This is a genomic window from Tardiphaga sp. 172_B4_N1_3 (assembly GCF_052076035.1).
GTDB lineage: Bacteria > Pseudomonadota > Alphaproteobacteria > Rhizobiales > Xanthobacteraceae > Tardiphaga > Tardiphaga robiniae.
In genome coordinates, this window is record NZ_CP197238.1 from 1766511 (window position 1) to 1788595 (window position 22085).

Annotated in this window: 15 protein-coding genes; 3 read left to right on the top strand and 12 right to left on the bottom strand. The window is 62.0% G+C overall.

The genetic code is table 11. The features are described from left to right. Positions 1-55: 55 nt before the first annotated feature. From AB7783_RS08145 to AB7783_RS08160, 4 genes are all read right to left on the bottom strand, one after another. Positions 56-3133: an efflux RND transporter permease subunit gene (locus tag AB7783_RS08145; protein WP_441279664.1), complete on the bottom strand. Its 3078-nt coding sequence runs from the start codon at positions 3131-3133 to the stop codon at positions 56-58. Between the two features lie 32 nt (positions 3134-3165). Further along, positions 3166-6288 carry an efflux RND transporter permease subunit gene (locus AB7783_RS08150; RefSeq protein ID WP_441277343.1) on the bottom strand — a complete coding sequence of 1041 codons (3123 nt, stop codon included), beginning with the start codon at positions 6286-6288 and terminating at the stop codon, positions 3166-3168. A gap of 62 nt (positions 6289-6350) precedes the next feature. Beyond that, entirely contained in the window at positions 6351-7739 is a 1389-nt protein-coding gene (locus tag AB7783_RS08155) for an efflux RND transporter periplasmic adaptor subunit (RefSeq protein ID WP_441277344.1), read from the bottom strand. Then, entirely contained in the window at positions 7729-9165 is a 1437-nt protein-coding gene (locus AB7783_RS08160) for an efflux transporter outer membrane subunit (RefSeq protein ID WP_441279665.1), read from the bottom strand. The genes AB7783_RS08155 and AB7783_RS08160 overlap by 11 nt, the downstream gene beginning before the upstream one ends. A gap of 693 nt (positions 9166-9858) precedes the next feature. On the opposite strand from AB7783_RS08160, the gene AB7783_RS08165 reads away from it, so the two are divergent. Together AB7783_RS08165 and AB7783_RS08170 are read left to right on the top strand one after the other, a co-directional pair. Continuing rightward, positions 9859-11088, top strand: a complete 1230-nt coding sequence (locus AB7783_RS08165) for a class I SAM-dependent methyltransferase (protein ID WP_441277345.1) — start codon at positions 9859-9861, stop codon at positions 11086-11088. Positions 11089-11213: 125 nt separating this feature from the next. Next, positions 11214-12254, top strand: a complete 1041-nt coding sequence (locus AB7783_RS08170) for a cysteine synthase A (protein WP_441277346.1) — start codon at positions 11214-11216, stop codon at positions 12252-12254. Between the two features lie 9 nt (positions 12255-12263). Here AB7783_RS08170 and AB7783_RS08175 read toward each other — a convergent pair whose 3' ends face one another. From AB7783_RS08175 to AB7783_RS08190, 4 genes are read right to left on the bottom strand one after another with little or no spacing between them, the layout of a single operon-like run. Further along, positions 12264-13010 (bottom strand): amino acid ABC transporter ATP-binding protein, encoded by a 747-nt coding sequence (locus AB7783_RS08175; RefSeq protein ID WP_441277347.1) that lies wholly within the window; start codon positions 13008-13010, stop codon positions 12264-12266. A gap of 6 nt (positions 13011-13016) precedes the next feature. Continuing rightward, positions 13017-14537 (bottom strand): amino acid ABC transporter permease, encoded by a 1521-nt coding sequence (locus AB7783_RS08180; protein WP_441277348.1) that lies wholly within the window; start codon positions 14535-14537, stop codon positions 13017-13019. Then, on the bottom strand, positions 14534-15745 hold the full coding sequence (locus AB7783_RS08185) for an amino acid ABC transporter permease (protein WP_441277349.1): 1212 nt from the start codon (positions 15743-15745) through the stop codon (positions 14534-14536). The genes AB7783_RS08180 and AB7783_RS08185 overlap by 4 nt, the downstream gene beginning before the upstream one ends. A 14-nt stretch (positions 15746-15759) precedes the next feature. Continuing rightward, positions 15760-16776 (bottom strand): amino acid ABC transporter substrate-binding protein, encoded by a 1017-nt coding sequence (locus AB7783_RS08190; RefSeq protein ID WP_089264281.1) that lies wholly within the window; start codon positions 16774-16776, stop codon positions 15760-15762. A 336-nt stretch (positions 16777-17112) separates the two neighbouring features. On the opposite strand from AB7783_RS08190, the gene metC reads away from it, so the two are divergent. Beyond that, positions 17113-18309 (top strand): cystathionine beta-lyase, encoded by a 1197-nt coding sequence (gene metC / locus AB7783_RS08195; RefSeq protein ID WP_093759098.1) that lies wholly within the window; start codon positions 17113-17115, stop codon positions 18307-18309. Between the two features lie 26 nt (positions 18310-18335). Here metC and AB7783_RS08200 read toward each other — a convergent pair whose 3' ends face one another. From AB7783_RS08200 to AB7783_RS08215, 4 genes are read right to left on the bottom strand one after another with little or no spacing between them, the layout of a single operon-like run. Beyond that, on the bottom strand, positions 18336-18674 hold the full coding sequence (locus tag AB7783_RS08200) for a lipid-A-disaccharide synthase N-terminal domain-containing protein (RefSeq protein ID WP_068736456.1): 339 nt from the start codon (positions 18672-18674) through the stop codon (positions 18336-18338). Then, on the bottom strand, positions 18675-19430 hold the full coding sequence (locus tag AB7783_RS08205) for a glycosyltransferase family 2 protein (protein ID WP_120289651.1): 756 nt from the start codon (positions 19428-19430) through the stop codon (positions 18675-18677). It lies immediately after the preceding gene. 56 nt (positions 19431-19486) lie between these two features. Further along, positions 19487-20329: a phosphatase PAP2 family protein gene (locus tag AB7783_RS08210; protein ID WP_441277350.1), complete on the bottom strand. Its 843-nt coding sequence runs from the start codon at positions 20327-20329 to the stop codon at positions 19487-19489. Further along, positions 20329-22071, bottom strand: coding sequence for an ArnT family glycosyltransferase (locus AB7783_RS08215; RefSeq protein ID WP_120289647.1), 1743 nt, complete (start codon positions 22069-22071; stop codon positions 20329-20331). Before AB7783_RS08215 ends, AB7783_RS08210 begins: the two co-directional genes overlap by 1 nt. Between the last annotated feature and the right edge of the window lie 14 nt (positions 22072-22085).

A 22085-nucleotide genomic window follows, 5' to 3' on the forward strand; every position in this document is an offset into this window, starting at 1 on the left:
CCCGCTATACGCCGCGCCGCCCGAGGCTTCAACCGCCGTGACGCCCGGATTTTTGCTATTCGGCAGGCGCAGGCAGCGGCGCCGGGCGGAAGCGGTTACGCAGCCGGTCGATCAGGAGATAGATCACCGGCGTGGTGTAGAGCGTCAACACTTGCGAGACGAATAGCCCGCCAATGATGGTGATCCCCAGCGGGCGGCGCAGCTCGGTGCCCGGCCCGGTCGCGACGACCAGCGGGATCGCCGCGAATACCGCCGCCAGCGAGGTCATCAGGATCGGGCGGAAGCGCACGGTGCAGGCCTCGAAGATCGCCTCGGCGGGCGACAGTCCGCGATGCCGCTCCGCCTCGATGGCGAAATCGACCATCATGATTCCGTTCTTCTTGACGATGCCGATGAGGAGAATGATCCCGACGAAGGCGATCACGGTCAGCGGCGTGTTGGTGATCTGCAACGCCAACAACGCACCGAGTCCCGCCGAGGGCAGCGTCGAGATGATGGTCAGAGGGTGCACCAGGCTCTCATAGAGCACGCCCAGCACGATATACATCGCGATCAGCGCGCCGAGGATCAGTAGTGGCTGCCGCCCCGTCGTCTTGCTGAAGTCACCGGCATTGCCGTCGAATCCTCCCCGGATTCCTTCGGGCATATGCAGTTCGTCGACCGCGCGCTGGATGTTGCCTGTCACGGCATCGAGCTGCACGCCGGGTAGCGTGTTGAACGACACCGTGGTCGACGGGAACCCCTGCGAGTGGAACACCGCCAGCGCCGACAACGTGCGCGACATGCGCACAACCGCCGACAGCGGCACCTGCGACCCATTCAGGCCCGCGACATAGATACGATCGAGATCGGACGGATCATTCTGGAATTTCGGATCGATTTCCAGCACCACCTTGTACTGGTTGCGCTGGGTGTAGATCGTCGAAATCTGCCGTTGCGAGAAGGCGTTGTTAAGCGCGTTATCGATGTCCTGCACCTTGACGCCGAGGCTCGATGCCATCTTGCGGTCGATGGTCAGCGTCAATTGCAATCCGCCGGGATCGCGGTCGCTCGACACGTCAGTGATGCCCTCGACGCTCTCCAGCCGTTTGCCGACCAGCGGTGCCCATTTCTGTAGGAGATCGAGATTGGTCGAGGTCAGCGTGTATTGATAGTTGGAGTCACTCTGGCGTCCGCCGGCGCGCAGATCCTGCGCGGCAAACATGAAGAGACGGATACCCGGAACCGCGCTGAGCTTCGGACGCAACCGATTGATGACGTCTTCAGTCGACGCTCCGTTGCGCTCCTCTGGTGGTTTCAAGGCGATAAACATGGTGCCCCGGTTGGCGCCGCCGCCGCCCGGCCCGCCCGTGCCGCCAAGCGACGAACCGATACTGGCCACGCCGGGATCGCTCAGCACGAGATCAGCCATATGCTGCTGCAATCCGAGCATCGCCTGAAACGAGACATCGGCCGATGCGCGCGTTGCACCGATCACGAAGCCACTGTCGTCGTTCGGGAAAAAACCTTTCGGCGTCTTGATGTAGAGCGTGACCGTCAGCGCGATGGTGGCGAAGAACACCAGCAGCGTCAGGAGTGGAAAACCCAGCACCACATGCAGCGTGCGCTCATAAAACGCCACGACGCGTGACAGCGTGCCTTCAACAATACGGTCAAAACGGGTCTCCGTACTCGACAGACCGCTCTTGATATATTGCGCGCAGATCATCGGTGTCACCGTCAGCGACACCAGCGTCGAGACGACAATCGAGAATGTCAGCGTCAACGAGAATTCGCGCAGCAATCGGCCGACCAGACCGTCCATGAAGATCAGCGGGATGAAGGCAGCAATCAACGACAGGCTGATCGACAGCACCGTGAAGCCGATCTGTCTGGCGCCGGCGAGCGCCGCCTGCATCGGCGCCATGCCCTCTTCGAGATTGCGGTACATGTTCTCGATCATGACGATGGCGTCGTCGACCACGAAGCCGACAGAGATCGCCAGCGCCATCAGCGACAGGTTGTTGATCGAGAAGCCGGCCAGCCACATGCCGACGCAGGTGCCGGCCAGCGCCAGCGGCACCGAGACGCCGGCTGCGATGGTGGGGGTGCCACGACGCAGGAACAGGAACACCACGGCCATCACCAGTACGGCCGTGGCAAACAGCGTCCACTCCATGTCCTCGACCGAGGCGCGAATCGTACCGGTGCGGTCGGTCAGAACCGAAATCTCGATTCCGGCAGGAATCCATTGTTTCAAATCGGGGATCAGCGCTTTCACGCGATCGACGGTGTCGATGACATTGGCGTCGCCCTGTTTGGTGATCTGGATGAGCACCGCCGGCTGCTTGTTGAACCAGGCAACCGAGCGACTGTTGCGCGTCGCATCCTGAACATCGGCGACATCAGACAGCCGCAGATAATTACCGTTTGAACTCTTGACGATGATCTCGCGAAACTCTTCCGCCGTGCGCATCTGCGGATTCATCGAGATCGTCTCGCTCTGCCGCGATCCCTGGAAGATGCCGACAGGACCAAGCGGATTGGCATTGACGATGGCAGTGCGCACGTCGTCGGTGGCAATCCCGGCATTCGACAGCGCGACCGGATTGAGCTGGATGCGCACAGCGGGCTGATCGGCGCCGCTGGCAGTGACTTCGCCGACCCCCGGCACCTGCGACAGCCGCTGTACGATCACGGTGTCGGCGACGTCGTAGATCGCGGACGCCGACATCGTTGGCGACGTCAAAGCGAGAATGAAGACAGGTGCGGCGGACGGGTTGGCCTTGCGGAACGTGGGTAGCGTCGGAAGATCGGTCGGCAGATCCGCCATGGACGCATTGATGGCAGCCTGGACGTCACGCGCGGCGCGATCGACGTCGCGGCCGATGGCGAATTGCAGCTGAATGCTCGTCGAGCCCAGCGAACTCGTCGATGTGATCTGATCGAGGCCGGCAATGATGCCCAGACGTCGTTCCAGCGGCGCAGCAACGGTCGCAGCCATGATCGACGGATCAGCGCCGGGACGCGACGCCTGCACGCGGATCATCGGGAAATCGACATTGGGCGTCGCAGCGACCGGCAGGAAGTGATAGGCGACGACGCCGAGAAGAAACAGTCCGATCGCCAGCAACGTAGTGCCGACCGGCCGCATGATGAATGGCGCTGAGATGGAGATGGAAGCCACTAGGGCGGCCCCCCTGCTCCCGCCGTTCCGGCTGCACCCGCAACGGGCGGCGCACTCTTCTCGAACCGGCGGTTGATGCGATCCAGCGCCAGATAGATCACCGGCGTGGTGTAGAGCGTCAGGATCTGGCTGAGCAGCAGACCGCCGATGATCGACACACCGAGCGGGAAGCGCAGCTCTGCGCCGGTGCCACTTTCGATCGCCAGCGGCAACGCACCAAACAATGCCGCCAGCGTCGTCATCATGATGGGCCGGAACCGCAGTAGACAGGCTTCGACGATCGCCGCTTCCGGTGCCATGCCGCGATTGCGCTCTGCATCCAGCGCGAAGTCGATCATCATGATCGCGTTCTTCTTGACTATGCCCATCAAGAGGATGATGCCGATCAGGCCGATCACCGATAGGTCCTGCCCGGTCAGCATCAGGGCCAGGATCGCACCGACACCGGCAGACGGCAGCGTCGAGAGAATGGTGATCGGATGGATGTAGCTCTCATAGAGCACACCCAGCACGATATAGATCGTCACCAGCGCCGCGAGGATCAGCCATGGTTGCCCTGACAGCGACTTGGAGAATTCCGCGGCGTCGCCGGAGAACATCCCGACAATGCTGGTCGGCATGCCGATCCGGGTCTCGATCTTCGTCACTTCGTCGACCGCATCGCCGAGCGCCTCGTTAGGCCCGAGGTTGAAGCTGAGCGAGATCGCGGGGAATTGCGCTTGATGCGAGATCGCCAGTGGCGCCGTGGTACGCGTCAATGTGGCTACGGCAGACAGCGGCACCTGCGCGCCCGCCACACCCGGCAGATACAGTTTCGACAGCACATCGGGATCGCGCTGCTGTGACGGCAATGCCTCCAGCACAACGCGGTACTGATTGGCCTGTCCGTAGATGGTCGAAATCTGGCGCTGCGCGAAGGCGTCATTCAGCGTGTCGGTGACGCCCTGTAAATTGACGCCGAGCTGACCGGCGCGCTGCCGGTTGATATCAAGCGAGGCCCGCAATCCGCCCGTCTGCGCTTCCGAGGACACATCGCGGAACATCGGATCGCGGCGTAATTCGGCGACCAGTTTCTGCGACCACTCGGTCACCTGCGCCGCATCAGTCCCGGTCAGCGTATATTGATACTGCGAACGGCTTGCCTGCGTGCTGATCTGGATATCCTGCACGGGCTGGAAATACACGGTCATGCCCGGGATCGCCGCGACGCGATCCTTGAGCCGCGCGATCACGGCGTTCATGTCGTCCTTGCGCTCGCCGCGCGGCTTCAGGGTCATCACCAGCCGACCGACATTGGTGGTCGGATTGACCGAGCCGCCGCCGATCACCGAGATGATTCCCGTCACATCCGGATCGGCCTGGATCGCTGCGGCTGCCGCGCCCTGTCGGCTCTGCATTTCTGCGAAGGACACATCGGCACCAGCCTCCGTCACAGCCGTGATCGAGGCGGTGTCCTGCAGCGGCAGGAAGCCTTTGGGGGCGATGACATAGAGGCCCAGTGTTGCGACGATGGTCAGGAACGTGACGACCAGCGTCGCTGGCTGATGCTGCAACACCCACAGCAGCGTGCGGTGATAGAACGCCACCATCCGGTCGATGAAGCGGCTCACGGCGCCCAGACCCGGCACCTGCCATTCATCCTTGGTGTGCTTCAAAAGCCGCGAGCACATCATCGGCGTCAGCGTCAGCGAGACCACGGCGGACATCACGACGGCAATGGTCAGCGTCATCGCAAACTCGCGGAACATGCGGCCCACGAGGCCGGACATGAACAGCAGCGGGATGAAGACAGCGATCAGCGACACCGTCAGCGAGATGACCGTAAAGCCGATTTCGCTGGCGCCAGCCAAAGCTGCCTGCATCGGGCTCTCGCCCTCTTCCATGTGACGGACGATGTTCTCGATCATCACGATCGCGTCGTCGACCACGAAGCCGGTGCCGATGGTCAGCGCCATCAGGCTGAGATTGTCGAGGCTGAAGCCGGCGAAATACATCACGCCGAAGGACGTGATCAGCGACAGCGGCAGCGCCACACCGGCAATCAGCGTTGCACGCAGCGACCGCAGGAACAGCAGCACCACCAGCGTCACGAGGATGACGGACAGCACCAGCGTGAATTGCACGTCATGGACCGAGGCGCGAATGGTCACGGTGCGGTCGCTCACGATGGTCAGCTTTACACCGGCCGGCATCGAGCGCTGCACCTTCGGAATTTCCTCGCGTATCTGACGGACGACCTCGATGACATTTGCACCGGGCTGACGCTGGATCTCGATAATGACGGCGGGCGTGCCTTGATACCAACCGCCCGTGCGGTCGTTTTCCAGGCCGTCGACAATCTGGGCGATGTCGCCGATGGTGACAGGGGATCCGTTGCGATAAGCGATAATGATCGGCCGATACTGATCCGCCGCCGCAATCTGGTCGTTCGCGGCAATGGTGTAAGCTTGCTGCGCGCCATCGAGCGAGCCCTTGGGCCCCGATACATTGGCACCGGCAATCGCCGTACGGAGGTCTTCCATCGCGATGCCATAGGCAGCGAGCCGCGCCAGATCCGCCTGCACACGCACCGCCGGCTTCAAGCCGCCAAGCACGGCAACCTTGCCGACACCCGAAATCTGGCTGAGCCGCTGCGCCAGCAATGTGTCGGACAGGTCGCTCATCGATCGCAGCGAGATGGTGTCCGAGGTCAACGCCAATGTCATCACCGGCGCGTCGGCCGGATTGACCTTCGCATAGACCGGCGGGTATGGCAGGTTCTTCGGCAGCACGCCGGCGGCAGCATTGATAGCCGCCTGCACGTCCTGGGTCGCGCCATCGATATCGCGGTTGAGATCGAATTGCAGCGAGATCTGGCTGACGCCGAACGAGCTCGTCGAGGTCATCGATGACAGCGACGGAATCTGTCCGAGCTGGCGCTCCAGAGGCGCGGTGATCAGCGACGCTGTCACTTCGGGGCTCGCGCCCGGCAATTGCGTCGAAACCTGCACGGTCGGGAAATCGACCTGCGGCAGCGCCGATACCGGAAGCCCGAAGTAGCCAAGCGCACCACCGATCAACAACGCGATGCCGAGCAACGACGTCGCGATGGGCCGGCGGATGAAGGGTTCCGAGACGCTCATGACTGTGCGCTCTTTGGTATAGAAGTCATCAACTCAGGCGATCGATCGTGCGAACATCATGGCTACTTCGCTCCCGATGGCGCAGCGCTCGGGCTGGCCGGAGGCGGCGTCTGGCCAATCGGTGCCTGCGGATTGCCCTGGCCGCCCGCGCCACCCGAATTCTGGCCACGCTTGCCACGACGTTCGCCGGCATCATTGCCCTTGCCCCCGCCACGCTTGCGGGGTGCCAAGTCGGCGGTCGGTTCCTGATCGTTGGTGCCGACAGACACCTTCGATCCTTCTGCGAGATTGGCAAAACCCGTGGTGACAACACGCTCGGTCGCCGACAGGCCCTTGGCGATGACGGCCGTGGTCTCGTTCTGCTGCGTCACGGTGACCGGCACCGCCTTGACGATGTCGCCCTCCTCGATCACATAACTGAATGTACCGGCGGGACCGCGCTGCACAGCCGAGGTCGGCACCACCATGGCATCCTTCAGGGTCTCGACTTTCAGCCGGACATTGACGAACTGACCGGGCCAGAGCTGATAATTCGGGTTCGGGAATTCGGCCTTCAGCTTCACCGTGCCGGTGGTGGTATCGACCTGATTGTCGATGCCGGTAAGCGTACCGGTGTCGATGACGGTTACGCCGTCATTGCCGAACACATCGACCATCAGCGTGCCCTTGGCAGCAGCGGCATTGGCGCGAACGATTTGCTGCTGTGGCAGGCTGAACAGCACGGCGATGGGCTGCAGCTGCGTGATCACCACGAGGCCCGTGGTATCGGACGCGTGGATGATGTTGCCCTGATCGACCTGACGCAGGCCGGCACGGCCAGCGAGCGGCGCGATGATCTTGGTGTAGCTCAGCGTCGCGGCAGCATTGTCGATGGCAGCCTGATCGGCATTCACCAGCGCCTCCTGCTGGGCAACGAGAGACTTCTGGGTGTCGGCCTGCTGCTTGGAACCGGCGTTTGACGTTGCAAGCTGCTGGTAACGGATCAGGTCGAGCCGCGCATTGGCCAGCGTCGCTTCGTCCTGCGCCTTTTTGGCAACAGCCTGATCGTACAGCGCCTTGTAGAGGACCGGGTCAATCTCGCCGAGCACATCGCCCGCCTTGACGTCCTGGCCTTCCTTGAAATTGACCTTGATCAGTTTGCCGTCGACCTGTGCGCGCACGGTGACGTTGTTCAAGGCCTTCACCGAGCCGACGCCATCGAGATAGACCGGCACGTCCTGGATCTTCGGCGTCGCCGCAAGCACCGGCACCGTCATCATGTCCGGTCGGAAACCGCCGCGGTTGGCGGTCTGACGCTGCTGGAAGGCGTTCCAGCCGATATAGCCGAGCCCGCCGAGGATCAGCAGCGTCACGGCGATCGACACCGTGCGTCGGCGCGCCTTGCCGGCGACCTTGGCGACACCATCGCCCGTCGCTTTCGCGGCCTCTTTCAACTCCGGCTTAAAGAGCATTGACCGGTCTTTCCATTTTCGGCTCCCAGCCGCCCCCCAGCGCCTGATAGAGGCTGACGATAGCCTGCAGCCGCGCCAGTTGCGCCTGCGACAGGACATCTTCCGCCTGGAACAGCGTCAGCTGGGTGTTTAGCACAGTTACGATGTCAGCGGTTCCAGCCCGCAATTGCTGCTCGGACAGTTCGAAGGCCCGCCGGGACGCCCGGACCACCTCGCGCTGCAGCCGCAGCCGCTCTGTGGTCTGGCGGATCGCGACCAGCGCGTTGTCCACGTCGGCAAAGGACTGCACGACCGTCTTGCGATAGGTCTGCAGGAGCTCGTCCTGCCGCGCCTGGGTCAGCTCGAAATTGCCCTGGATGCGCCCGCCATCGAAGATCGGCTGTGTCAGGCCGCCGACGAGGCTGAAGAAGGCGGCGTTGGGTTGGAACAGCGAGGCCAGCGCTGCGCTCTGATAACCGCCCGAGCCGGTCAACTGGATACTCGGAAAGAACTGCGCCCGGGCGCTGCCGACATTGGCCGTGGCCGAGGCCAATTGCGCCTCCTGCCGGCGGATATCCGGCCGCTGGGTTAACAGCTCTGACGGCAGGCCGGGCGTGACGCGCGGGGCTGCGATATTGTTCAGCGACCCGCCGGCCACGCGCACGCTTTCAGGGGGGCGGGACACTAGCGTCGCGAGCGCATTGACGTTCTGCGCCAGCGTGGTCCGCAGCGGCGGCACCGCAGCGCGCTGATTGGCCAGCACGCTTTCCTGCTGCGCGACATCGAGATCGGTGCCGGTGCCGGCACTGAAGCGCTGTTTGATCGCATCAAGGATACGCTGCGCGCTGGCGATGTTGCGCTCCGCCGTGCGAATGCGGTCCTGCGATGTCAGCACCTGGAAATAGGCATTGGCGACCGCCGCCATGGTGGTCAGCGCCACCACGTCGCGGTCGAAACGATTGGCCGTCGAGGTTTCTTCCGCAGCCAGCGCCGCGTCGCGGTTCTTGCCCCAGAAATCGATCTCGTAGCTGGCCGAGAGCGAGGCCGAATAGGTCACCACCTCGCGGCCGCCGTTGGTCAGACCGCTGGAACTGGAGCCCGAGGTCCGCGAATAGGTCTCCTGCCCGCCGCCGCTCACGCTGGGCAGCAGCGCTGCGCCGGTGATTCGTGCCTGCGCATCGGCCTGCATGATTCGCGATGTTGCCGCAGCGATATCGAGGTTGACCGTCTGGGCCTCCTCCATCAGCTGCGTCAGTTCCTTGGAGCGAAAACCCCGCCACCAGTCCAGTGTCGGCGTGGCGCCGTTCGGATTGGCCAGCCGTGCCGCCTTATAGCCCTCGGGAATATCGAGGGCCGGATCAGGCAGATCCTTGGTCAAAATGCAGCCTGCCGAACTGGCAACAACGGCAAAGGCGACGACCGAACGCCCGATCTTTTTCGCGAACACGAGATTCACCGCACGAACATCCGGACAAGGCTCCGCCGCGCGCGCTTTGCGCCGAGATTCGGGGCGTTGGAGTATGCAGCCTGAGACACGTTCACCGGGTGATGCTGGTCAATGAAGCGAGCCCGCATTCTAGCGGCCCAATCATCCTGCGGACAGTGTTCTTACGTGTCGCAACGTGCAAGCGGCACGGATGATAGACGCCGGCGAATGAGCGGATTTGCACAGATTCCCCCGATTTTGTGGGGCTTTTTGGTCCCTGACAGAGGCGCCGGCAGATTGGGCTTACGAAGATTTCATGTGTTCATTTGTTGCTGACGCCCGGATTGCGTTCCCCTGTGCCGTCGGCACCATTTTTGAACCCCGCCGGGACGTGATGCATGTGCGCGGCTCAAGCCCTTGGGCCATCGCTTTAGCTGCCGCGTGACGAGCTCTTGATCGATATCGATCGGCTTGACGATGCGGACCGGATGCCACCGCCGTTCGGCGTCAATCGTGCCGCGTGAAGCAAGCCATGCAAGAAATACCCGCTTGGCGAGCAAACAAGGCCGCGCTTATACTCCTGCAAAATCGTCTGCGCGTTGACCGGATTTCGCAGCGCACAAAGATGATCCTGTGCGACAGAAGAGCGGCGGCCACATCCTTCCATGCGACTTGAATTCGGGCACAGAACCACGAACTCCCCTGGATCTGCACATGTCTGATCTGATCGTTCTCACTCCGGAAAATGTCGACAAGGCGCTGCCGGATCTGCCGCGCATCGTCCGGCTGGCATTGGGCTTCGGCTCACGTCTGCGCCGCGGCACGCTCGACGTGACACTTCCCGATGGCCGGCGTGTCCGGCTGGGCGGCATGGAGCCCGGTCCCGCCGCAGAGATGACGATCAGCAGTTACGCTTTCGCGTCGCGTCTTGTGAATGGCGGCGATATCGGCATCGCGGAAGCCTATCTACACCGCGAATGGGACACGCCGGATCTCACGCAATTCCTGTATCTGTTCTGCGTCAATCACGATCTCATTCAGGTGATGCTCGGCAACAATCCGCTGATGCGCTTCGTGCAGATCGTTCGTCACTGGTTCAATCGCAACACCAAGCGGCAGGCTCGCAAGAACATCTACGCGCACTACGACATCGGCAACGCGTTCTATTCTGCGTGGCTCGATCCGAGCATGACCTATTCGTCCGCGATTTTCGAAGACGGTACGCAGGATCTCACCGCCGCGCAAAACAACAAATATCGCCGGCTTGCAGAAGCAATCGATCTCAAGCCCGGCCAGAAGGTGTTGGAGATCGGCTGCGGCTGGGGTGGCTTTGCCGAATATGCCGCGAAGAACTACGGCGCGCATGTCACCGGTCTCACCATCTCGACCGAGCAGCGCGATTTCGCACGTAAGCGGATGCAGGACGCGGGCCTTGGCGACAAGGTCGAGATCAAGTTTCAGGACTATCGCGACGAACGTGGACAGTATGACCGCATCGCTTCGATCGAGATGATCGAGGCCGTCGGCGAACAGTTCTGGCCGCAGTATTTCTCACAATTGCGCGACCGGCTGCTGCCCGGCGGATTGATCGGTATCCAGGCCATCACGATCCAAGACAAGTTCTTCCAGACCTATCGGCGCGAGGTCGACTTCATTCAGCGCTACGTCTTTCCCGGCGGCATGCTGCCGTCGCCGGAAATCCTGAAATCCCTCGGGGCCAGATACGGCGTTCCTGTCATCAAGGAACGCATATTCGGACTGGATTATGCCAAGACGCTGGCGACCTGGAGAGATAGTTTCCGCGCGGCCTGGCCAAGCCTGACGCCGCTCGGTTTCGACGACCGGTTCCGGCGGCTCTGGGAATACTACCTGGCCTATTGCGAGGCCGGTTTCCTGTCGGGGAATATCGACGTTCGCCAGGTCGTATTCGCAAAAGCCCCATAGTCCGCGCTCTGGACTTTCCGCACTGCGGCACCAGATCTTGAGGCCAGACCCTTCCCTTGTCTGGCCCGGCGGCCTCCACTAGGGTCGCCGCGAGATCGACAACCCGAGCGAAGAATTTCAGCACCATGACCTTCAACAAAGACGTCGTCGAGGCGATCGGCAACACGCCTCTGATCAAGCTGAAGCGCGCATCCGAACTGACCGGCTGCACCATTCTCGGCAAGGCCGAATTCATGAATCCCGGCCAGTCGGTGAAGGACCGCGCGGGCAAATGGATGATCCTTGAAGCCGAGAAGCGCGGCGATCTGAAGCCCGGCGGTCTCATTGTCGAGGCGACTGCGGGCAATACCGGTATCGGTCTCGCCGTGGTGGCGAGCGCGCGCGGTTATCGCACGCTGATCGTGATCCCGGAGACGCAGAGCCAGGAAAAGAAAGATATGCTGCGGCTCAACGGCGCCGAGCTGATCGAAGTCCCCGCGCTGCCGTTCGCCAATCCGAACAACTATCAACATGTCGGACGACGGCTCGCAGATCAGCTGCGCAAGACCGAACCGAACGGCGTTCTGTTTGCCGACCAGTGGAACAATCTCGACAATGCCAAAGCCCATTATGAATCGACGGGCCCCGAGATCTGGGAGCAGACTGCCGGCAAGGTGGACGGCTTCATTTCGGCAGTCGGTACCGGCGGCACGCTAGCCGGCACGACCCGCTACCTGAAGGAAAAGAACAACAACATTGTTACGGCCTGCGCCGATCCAAATGGCTTTGCGATGTATAACTGGTTCAAGCATGGCGAAGCCAAGTCCACACCCGGCGATTCCATCACGGAAGGCATCGGGATTGGCCGCGTGACGCCGATCATCGAGACCGCGAAGGTCGATACCGCCTTCTTGATCCCAGACGAGGAAGCCGTCGCCGTCATCTACGACCTGCTCCAGCACGAAGGCCTCTGTCTCGGCGGCTCGACCGGAATTAACATCGCCGGCGCGATCCGTCTCGCGAAGGAGTTGGGCCCAGGCAAGACCATCGTCACCCTTCTCTGCGACTCCGGCGGCCGCTATCAGTCGAAGCTGTTCAATCCCGACTTCATGCGCAGCAAGAACCTGCCGGTGCCGGCATGGCTGGAGACGAAGAACAATATCTCGGTGCCGTTCGAGAAAGTCTGAGGCAAAGCCTCAGCGGAGAATCTGGCTCAGAAACAGCTTCGTCCGCGCATGCTGCGGATTGGCGAAGAACTTGTCCGGTGTATTCGCCTCGATGATTTGCCCGGCATCCATGAATACGACGCGGCTGGCGACTTCCCTGGCAAAGCCCATCTCGTGCGTGACCACAAGCATGGTCATGCCCTCGCCGGCAAGATCGACCATGGTGTCGAGCACTTCCTTGACCATTTCCGGGTCCAGCGCCGATGTCGGCTCGTCGAACAGCATCACCTTCGGCGTCATCGTCAGCGCCCGGGCGATCGCCACACGCTGCTGCTGGCCGCCGGAGAGCTGACCGGGATAGGCATTGGCCTTGTCTGGAATGCGCACCCGCTCCAGATACTTCATCGCCGCAGCATCGGCGTCCCTCTTCGGCATATGCCGTACCCAGATCGGCGCCAACGTGCAGTTCTCAAGCACGGTCAGATGCGGAAACAGATTGAAGCTCTGGAACACCATCCCGACATCGCATCTGATATCGTCGACGCGGCGCAGGTTAGGGCCGAGTTCGATGCCGTCGACCGCGATGCGACCTTCCTGAAACTCCTCCAGCGCATTGATGCAGCGGATCAGCGTCGATTTGCCCGACCCTGACGGACCGCAGATCACGATGCGCTCGCCGCGGCCGACCGCAAGATCAATGTCGCGCAGTACGTGGAAATCGCCGAACCATTTGTTGAGGCCGGCAATCGAGACGATGGGATTTACGGATACGGACATATCACCTCAACTCCGCCGATGCGCACTCAGCCGACGCTCGACGAACAACGAATAGCGCGAGATGCCAAAGCACATCACGAAATACATGATGCCGGTAAAGGCAAAACCGGTGAACAGGGTCGTCGGCGTCGACCAATTCGGATCTGCGAACGCCGCGCGGAGTTGGCCGAGCAAATCGAACAGCGCCACGATCGACACCAGTGACGTATCCTTCAGCAGCGCGATGAAGCTGTTGACGAGGCCGGGAATGACATGGCGCAGCGCCTGCGGCATCACCACCAGCCGTGTCGTCTTCCACCAAGACAGGCCGAGCGCACTCGCCGCCTCCGCCTGACCGCGCGGGATCGCCTGCAACCCGCCGCGGATCACCTCGGCATTATAGGCACCGGCAAACAGCGCGATGCCGATCAGCGCACGCACCAGGCCATCGACAGTGAAATTGCCCGGCAGGAACAGCGGCAGCATATAAGTCGCAAAGAACAATACGGTGATCAGCGGCACTCCGCGCCAGGACTCGATGAAGGCGATTGAGAAGAGACGGATCAGCGGTATGGTCGAGCGTCGCCCCAGCGCCAGCGCCATGCCAACCGGCATCGACGTGACGATGCCGGTGATCGACACCACCAGCGTCACCAGCAGTCCGCCCCAGAGCCGCGTATCGACGATCGGCAATCCGCCGCGATCGAGCCTCAGCAATGCGATGACGACGGCGATGCCAGCGCAGACGGAGATACTATTGGCCAGCGCACGCCAGCCGCTGCGGAAGTGGCCGTTCAACAAGAAGATAAGTAGCGAGACAATGATGGCGGTTGTCGTCAGTTCGAACCAGACAGGTTTGCCATGATTGACGCCTTCGTTGCGTAACCACTCAAACGGCAGCGCGACGAGTTGCAGGCCGTCGCCGAATGCTACGACGCCGTCGCCTATCAGCGTCAGCGGATAACCGATGACAGCTATATCGGACAGAAGGCCCATGCCCCTGAGCCGGCGACCCACATCCGTGATGTGGACCGCGACGGTCGACAGAAAATCCGCGGCCCAACTGATTCCGAAGCCATTGATGCCACCGCCATACAGCAGGAAGAACGCCACGACAGGGAAGGCAAGGAAGAACAGTCCGGCATTCACGCTCTTCGCGGGCAGACGCGGGATCAGCAGCGGCAACAGCAATAGCGCGCCGAGCAGGAAAGTGAGATTGACGCGCCAGCGTTCCGACTCAGGATAAAAGCCGTAGATAAACTGCGTGAATTTGGCCTGTACGAATGGCCAGCAGGCGCCGACGGCGTGGCCAGTATTTTCCGGTAGGCACGCTGTGCGGTCTTGCCCCTGCCAGACGGCGTCGATCAGCAGGAATTTGACCGTGGGGGCAATGGTGAACCACAGCAGCAACAGGCTGACGACAGTCAGCAGAATATTGGTCGGTGAATTCAGCAACCGTGTCTGCACAAAGCCGACGAAACCCGTGCTCCGCACTGGAGCGGCGCGCTCTGTAACCAGTTCTTTTGCAACGAAGCTGGTGTCGCTCATGCGCCCATGCTCCGCGAGATCCGCCAGCCATAGGCGCTCATGATGGCGCTAGTGACCAGTGAAATCACGAGATAGACCGCCATTGTGATGGCGATAATCTCGATGGCCTGCCCGGTCTGGCTCATGGTCGTCCCGGCAAAGACCGAGACCAGATCGGGATAGCCGATGGCAACAGCCAGCGACGAATTCTTGGTGAGGTTAAGATACTGGTTGGTCAGCGGCGGCAGGATCACGCGCATCGCCTGCGGCACCACGATCAGCCGCAGCGTTGCACCCCGGCTAAGTCCAAGCGATGCGCCCGCTTCGGTCTGTCCTTTATGCACCGACTGGACTCCCGCGCGCACGATCTCGGCGATGAAGGCGGCGGTGTAGGTCGAGAGCGCCAGTGTCAGCGCGACGAATTCGGGAAGTACGCGCAGGCCGCCTGAGAAATTGAAGCCTCTCAGTACCGGATACTCAAACGTCACAGGTTTGCCGAGTACGAGCACCGTCAGCAATGGCAAGCCGACCAGCAAGCCCAAGGTCATCGACCAGACGGCTATTACACGCCCCTTGGCGAAGAGCTGCTGTCGCGCATAAACGCGCAACACCAGCGCGGCGATGATCGCAACGATCACAGCGACCGCGAACGCCGTGAAAGCCTCCGTCCCGATCGGCTTTGGCAATCCAAAGCCGCGATTGCTGAGAAAAAAACTGTCCAGCAACGAGATGCTCTGCCGCGGCTGCGGCAGTGTCGCGAGCACGGCGAGATACCAGAAGAGGATCTGGAACAGCAGCGGCAGGTTACGGATCAGTTCGACATAACCGCCTGCGATCCGCGCCAGCAGCCAGTTCGGCGACATCCGGCCGAGCCCGACGATGAAGCCGATGATGGTCGCAAAGAATATGCCAATCAGCGACACGACCAGCGTGTTCACGAGGCCGACAAAGAACACCTGCAGATAGGTGTCGGATTCCGAATACGGGATCAGCGCCTGACTGACCGCAAAGCCCGCGGTGTTTGACAGGAATCCGAAGCCGGATGCGATCTTCTGCGCGGCCAGATTGGAGCGTGCATTCTCGACGATCTCATAGCCGATCCAGACCAGCGCCGCGACAAACACGACCTGGAGCACAAAGCCGCTCCAGCCCGCCTGCCCGCCCAGCACACGTCGCAGTTTTGCAGCGAGTTGCAGCGGCGGTTTTCTGGCTTCGGTCGATGTCGCCACGGGCGATGATGCGCTCAGCGGATCGGCGGTGCGTATTGGATGCCGCCCTTGTTCCAGAGCTGGTTCAGTCCGCGCGAGATCCCTAGCTTCGAGCCTGCGCCGACATTACGGTCGAACACCTCGCCGTAATTGCCGGTCGCCTTGATGATGCGCGCAAACCAGTCCTTGGTGAGGCCCAGCGTTTCACCGAGATTGCCGTCGGTGCCAAAGATACGCTTCAGCTCCGGCTTGTCGGATTTTGCCTGATCATCGACGTTCTTCTGCGTGATGCCGAGCTCCTCCGCATTGATCATGGCGAACAGCGTCCAGCGCACCACATCCAGCCACTGATCATCGCCATGGCGTACCAGCGGGCCGAGCGGCTCCTTGGAGATCACTTCAGGTAACACTGCGTGATCGGCAGGCACGGTAAGCTTCAGGCGTTCCGCATAAAGTTGCGAGAGATCAGCGGTGAAGACGTCACAGCGACCGGACTCATAGGCTTTGATAGTCTCGTCGGCGGTCGAGAACGCGATCACTTCATACTTCATGTTGTTGCCCTTGAAATAGTCGGCAACATTCTGCTCGTTGGTGGTGCCGGTTTGCAGGCAGATCGAGGCGCTGTTGAGCTCGAGTGCCGAGTTCACCTTGAGCGCCTTGCGAACCAGAAAACCCTGGCCGTCATAGTAGTTGATACCGGCGAAGTTCACGCCAAGCGACGTATCGCGCGACAGGGTCCAGGTCGTATTGCGCGACAGCACGTCGATCTCGCCGGACTGCAAGGCAGTAAAGCGATCCTTCGCCGAGAGCGGCACATATTTCACCTTGGTGGCATCGTTGAAGATCGCGGCCGCGATGCCGCGGCACAGGTCGACATCGAAGCCGACCCAGTTGCCCTTGTCATCCGGCGCCGAGAAACCAGGCAAGCCCTGGGTGACGCCGCAGGACAGCATGCCGCGGTCCTTCACGGTCTTGAGCGTCTGCGCAGATGCGCCTTGCGCGGTCAGACTGGCGGCAAGAGCGAGAGAGAACATCAAGGTTGCGCGTTTCATGTAAGGCCTCTTTGGGGACGTCAGGACGCTCGGTCGACGCAAAGAATTGAATGACGAGCCTACGGATCAGTTCCATAGCCGTGAATGGCCCGACCGGAAAGGCGAACGACAGCAGAGACGATCTAAAAAGACCGCACGAATCAGCAGGAAATCGCAGATTTCGCGGCAGGCCCCTCAACGTGCCGCGGGGGATCGCGAGGTCCGCAACAGAGAACGATCAGCCAGCCGGGTCAAGGGGTTGACGGCCATCCGCCGTGTCCTCTTAGTGACGGAACCAGCCATTCGGCAACCCAGATGCCAGTGGCCTTGCAACACCTGCAGACCGGCGGCCCCATTATGACAGCTTCGAACGATAATCACGGCACCACCTCGCTCGACACGGACACCGTGATCGTCACCGCCGGCCGCGACACCAAATCGCAGCGGGGCTTCGTCAATCCGCCGGTCGTGCGTGGCTCTACGGTGTTGTATCCGACCGCCGACGACCTCCACGCGCATCGCGGCGAGTTTCAGTATGGCCGCCACGGCACGCCGACCACCAAGGCATTGCAGGAAGCGTTGATGGCGCTGGAAGGCCCGAAATGTGCCGGCGTGGGGCTCGTGCCATCGGGCCTCGCCGCGATCTCGACCGCCCTGCTCTCGGTGCTCAAGGCCGGCGATCATCTCCTCGTCAGCGACAGCGCCTATCGGCCGACACGCAATTTCTGCAACGGCATGCTGGCACGCTACGGCATCGAGACCACCTATTTCGATCCGCTGATCGGCGCCGGCATTGAAGCGCTGTTCAAATCGAATACCCGCGCCGTCCTGGTCGAAGCGCCGGGCTCACAATCCTTCGAAATGCCGGATGTGCCTCTCATTGCCGGCATTGCGCATGCGCGCGGCGCGCTGGTGCTCGACGACAACACCTGGGCCACGCCGCTCTATCATCGCTCGCTCGAACAGGGCGTCGATATCAGTATCCAGGCGGCGACCAAATATATCGGCGGCCACTCGGACATCATGTTCGGCACCATCTCCGCCAATGACGCAGCGTGGCCGCTGATCAGCGAAGGCATCAGGCTGCTCGGGACATGTGCAGGCCCGGACGACGTCTTCCTCGCGCTGCGCGGACTACGCACGATGTCGGTGCGCCTCGCGCATCATCAGCGCTCGGCGCTGGAGATGGCCCGGTGGCTGGAGACCCGCCCCGAAGTGCTGAAGGTGCTGCATCCCGCTTTGCCCAGCCATCCAGGCCACGCCATCTGGAAGCGCGACTTTACAGGCGCATCCGGCCTGTTCAGCATCATCCTGAAGCCGTCGCCGCAAAAGGCCGTCGATGCCCTGCTCGACACCGTCAAGCTGTTCGGCATGGGCTATTCCTGGGGCGGCTTCGAGAGCCTCGTGATCCCGTTCGACTGCTCGGATTATCGCAGCGCGACGACCTGGGCGCCCGGCGGTCCGGCGCTGCGGTTTCATATCGGCCTGGAAAGCGTGGATGATCTGAAGGCTGATCTGGAGCGCGGCCTGGCGGCGTTCAACGCGGCGCTTTGATCGGCGAGGACGCCAGACGAAGACGCTCAGCTATCGAGCGTCTTCGATCCGCTGCCGCGGTTCTTGATGATCAGCATGATGTTGCGGACATAGATTACGGTGGCAAAAGCCTGGCCGAGGATGATCACCGGCTCGCGCTTGGCGATGCCGTAGATCAACGTCATGAACCCGCCGGCCATGGAGAAGAACCAGAAGGCCATCGGCACCACGCTCTGTCCGGCGCGTTCGCTGGAAATCCACTGCACGAGAAAGCGCGCGGTAAACAGCAGTTGCGCGATCAAACCAAAGGCGAGCCAGAAATCGAACTTCGCGACGAATACGTCGTAGATATAGTCGCCAAGCGCCTGACCGTATTGAATCAGCATTTATTTGAACTCGGTTGCGACCGGCGTCGTACGCTTGCGGCGGATCAGCCACCAGACGCCAGCGAGATCCATGATGCCGATCCAGAGCCGATCGAAAAAACCATAATTGGACACACCGGAATGGCGCGGCCGATCGGTGACATCGACATAGGCGATGTCGAAGCCCTCACGACGCACCAGCGCCGGGAGGAAGCGATGCAGACCATCGAAATAAGGCATCGACAAGAACACATCACGGCGGAACGCCTTCAGACCGCAGCCGGTATCGCGGGTACCGTCCTTGAGGATCGCATTGCGTACGGCATTGGCGATCTTCGATTGGGCTTTCTTGAAGCCGGTATCCTTGCGACCAACGCGCTGCCCGGCGGCGAGACCAACGCGGCCGCCGCCATCCTGAATGGCCAAAATCAGGTTGGGCAGGAATGCCGGATTGTTCTGGCCATCGCCGTCCAGCGTGGCCACGATGGCGCCGCGGGCGTTGCGCACGCCGGTTCGCACGGCGGCCGACTGGCCCGATGACGCAGCGTGGTCGATGCGACGCAGGTTGGCGCGCGTTTGCATCAACTCGGCGAGCCGTGCTGGCGTCGCGTCGGTGGAGCCGTCATTGACGTAGATGATCTCATAGGGCCAGCGGCCGTCGAGCGCGGCGGTGATCTCGGCGATCAAAGGCGCGACATTGTCCTGCTCGTTGCGCACGGGCACGACAATGGAGACGTCGACGGGGGCAGCTTCGGGAGCGGACAAATCGGAGCTCATGGTTGGAGGGCGGTCCTGCGGGAACTTGTCGCAGCCGGCCCGGCGAAGACCGCTTATTATGGGGCCGCGGTCCCGCGGGCAACCCTTTTGAGATGGCCTGCGGACGGCCCTGGCAGCGGGTCGATCGTGCCGTCCTGGTGGATGGTGAAAGCCAGATGCCGGGCCGCAAACCAGTATCGCACCGTCATGGCGCCAATCCAGCCGACCAGCCCGCCGCCGACCACGTCACTGGCATGATGCGCCAGCAGGACGAGCCGACTGGCACAGATGGCGACGGCGTAGACGATCATCACCGTGCGCAGCCGCGGCCAAAGCGCGGCGACCGCGAAGGCCAATGCGAAACTCGTGGTCGCATGGCCCGACGGGAAACTGGCATAGGCTGGCGTCCAGGCGAAATGCGAAAAGTGAAAGGGGTCTGCCGCGCCACTGACGAAAGGTCGGCCACGGCCGAGCATGCCTTTGATGATTTCAGCCACGAAGACCGACAGCGCGACCGACAGGAAGATGTACTGAATGCGCGTGCCGAAGCTGACAAGTACGGCGCGCGACGTGCCGTGCCGCAGCGGCGCCAGCAGGGCCAGAACGATCATAAACGCGAACAACGCCAGCAGGACATATTCGTCCTTGCCGAAGTCAGTGAAGATACGCAGCGGCCACAGGCCGACCGTGCCCCGCGCCGGCATCAGTCCGATCTCGGTGGCATCGACGATGAACATCAGCGCGATGATGATCACGGCTGTCACGGCGCCAAGTGCCAGCGAACGGCGCGCCCAATAACGAGCAGCTTCGGCACGCCGCGAATGCGACGGTGCGCGAACAAGCTGTGCGAATGACTGCCAGACAAGCGCAACGAGTTGCGACAGATAGGTCTGTGGCTGCGACTTGTCCGGGGCGGCCATTACTCGGTCCCTTCGGAGCGATAGATGGCCACCGAAATCGCTTTACCCTGCGAGAAGTTATAGCCGTCGATGCGGGTTGCCATGTTGTAACGCAAGCCGATGGCCTCGGCGCGCATCGCGAACTGGCGTTCTGAACGCAATTCGACAAGCGCGAAGCGACAGCTGCCCTGCCCGAGGAAATCCGCCGCGCCGGCACCATCAGTGAGTTGTGTGGATGTGCCGGTCATGAACACCAGGCTCGGCTCGTGATATCCCGCTGCCGCAGCCTTGGGACCGACGCAAACCACGTTACGCAGTGCACGTGCGATCTGCACACTCGGAAACAGCGGTCGGAGCGACGGCAGCAGCACGCCATAAAAGGCGGCGCTCATGAACAATGAGGCCACAACCGCATTCAGCAACGAGCGTTCTGCGCGGGCGTTATCATACAGCCACCAGGCAAACAGGCCGAACACCAGTGCTGCGGCGGCAAATGGCCAGGCCAGAAACACCGGGTGGCGGACGATCGCGACGGCACCGATCTCGGCGACCACAGCGGTTAGCGCCGGGATCGCGAACCACCAAGCCGCGCCGCGCGCCAGCCAATTGCGCGCCAGCACCTGGCGTTCAAGCGCGCCGATGACGAGGATGGCGATCGCCGGATAGAGCGGCAGCACGTAATGCGGCAGCTTGGTCATCACGACTTCGAACACGATCCAGGATGGGATCAACCAGGCCAGCAGATATTGTGCGCCAGGCTCGCGTCGCGCGCGCCAGATCGCCGGCGTGGCCATACCGGCCAGCGGTGCCCCGGGCCAGAAGGTAATCCAGAACAGCAGGAAATACATGCCCGGAGGCGCGCCGTGGGATTCTTGTGCAGCCAGTTTGCTCAGCATGTCGCCACCGAGCGAATTGGAGAAGAACGCTTGCCCCGACTTCAGGAAGATCGCGACGAACCACGGCAGCACCAGGAACAGCATCCAGATGACGCCGACCAGCGGCCGTAATCGCCACAGCCATGCGACCGAGCGATCCATGATCGCTAGCGCAATGATCGTCAGCCCGACGAACATCAGGATCAGCGGGCCCTTGACCAGAATGCTGATCGCCATAGCCGTCCAGAACACCGCCGGCTCCTGCCAGCGCGACTTGTCGGCCTCCTCGCCGCGCTGCCACGCCAGGTAAATTCGCGCCATCGCGCCCATCACGGCAATGACCGTCAGCAGCAGCATGGCGTCGGTCTTGGCGAGCCGGGCCTCGACGTTGAGCAAGACCGAACTGCACATGATCAACGCAGCTAGCACGGCGCCGCGCCGCGCCAGGAAGGCCAGCGCGGTCCAATAGGTCAGCAGCACTGCACCAATGGCGCCGATCAGCGATGGCACCCGATAGAGCCAGATGCGGACTTCGGCGTTCTGCAAGCCCAGCGCCTCAGCGGTCTCGACCACGGCCGCCTGCATCCAGTAGATGCCGACCGGCTTCTTGTAGCGGACCTCGTCCTGGAACCGGATGTCGACGAAATCGCCGGTCTCGACCATCTGCTTGGTCGCCTGCGCAAAACGCGCTTCGTCGCGGTCGATCGGCGGGATGGTGAAGAAGCCCGGCAGGAAGAACAGGAACCCGCAAATCGTCAGGAACGCGACTGCGCGGGCATGGCCGGAGCTGACGAAATCGAGCACGCGCACCAGTCTGCTGCCTGGATCGACACGGGTTTTCGGCTCGCGCGGGGCGCCAAATCGGGGTCTTGGATAGGTCTCGGCCATGCCTGTCGCATACG

Excerpts from the sequence above, each read along its gene's own strand:
- AB7783_RS08145 (WP_441279664.1), bottom strand. The coding sequence starts at position 3,133 with ATGCGGCCGGTCGGCACTACGTTGCTGGCGATCGGACTGTTTCTTCTC.
- AB7783_RS08150 (WP_441277343.1), bottom strand. The coding sequence starts at position 6,288 with ATGAGCGTCTCGGAACCCTTCATCCGCCGGCCCATCGCGACGTCGTTG.
- AB7783_RS08155 (WP_441277344.1), bottom strand. The coding sequence starts at position 7,739 with ATGCTCTTTAAGCCGGAGTTGAAAGAGGCCGCGAAAGCGACGGGCGAT.
- AB7783_RS08165 (WP_441277345.1), top strand. The coding sequence starts at position 9,859 with ATGTCTGATCTGATCGTTCTCACTCCGGAAAATGTCGACAAGGCGCTG.
- AB7783_RS08170 (WP_441277346.1), top strand. The coding sequence starts at position 11,214 with ATGACCTTCAACAAAGACGTCGTCGAGGCGATCGGCAACACGCCTCTG.
- AB7783_RS08175 (WP_441277347.1), bottom strand. The coding sequence starts at position 13,010 with ATGTCCGTATCCGTAAATCCCATCGTCTCGATTGCCGGCCTCAACAAA.
- AB7783_RS08180 (WP_441277348.1), bottom strand. The coding sequence starts at position 14,537 with ATGAGCGACACCAGCTTCGTTGCAAAAGAACTGGTTACAGAGCGCGCC.
- AB7783_RS08190 (WP_089264281.1), bottom strand. The coding sequence starts at position 16,776 with ATGAAACGCGCAACCTTGATGTTCTCTCTCGCTCTTGCCGCCAGTCTG.
- metC (WP_093759098.1), top strand. The coding sequence starts at position 17,113 with ATGACAGCTTCGAACGATAATCACGGCACCACCTCGCTCGACACGGAC.
- AB7783_RS08200 (WP_068736456.1), bottom strand. The coding sequence starts at position 18,674 with ATGCTGATTCAATACGGTCAGGCGCTTGGCGACTATATCTACGACGTA.
- AB7783_RS08205 (WP_120289651.1), bottom strand. The coding sequence starts at position 19,430 with ATGAGCTCCGATTTGTCCGCTCCCGAAGCTGCCCCCGTCGACGTCTCC.
- AB7783_RS08210 (WP_441277350.1), bottom strand. The coding sequence starts at position 20,329 with ATGGCCGCCCCGGACAAGTCGCAGCCACAGACCTATCTGTCGCAACTC.
- AB7783_RS08215 (WP_120289647.1), bottom strand. The coding sequence starts at position 22,071 with ATGGCCGAGACCTATCCAAGACCCCGATTTGGCGCCCCGCGCGAGCCG.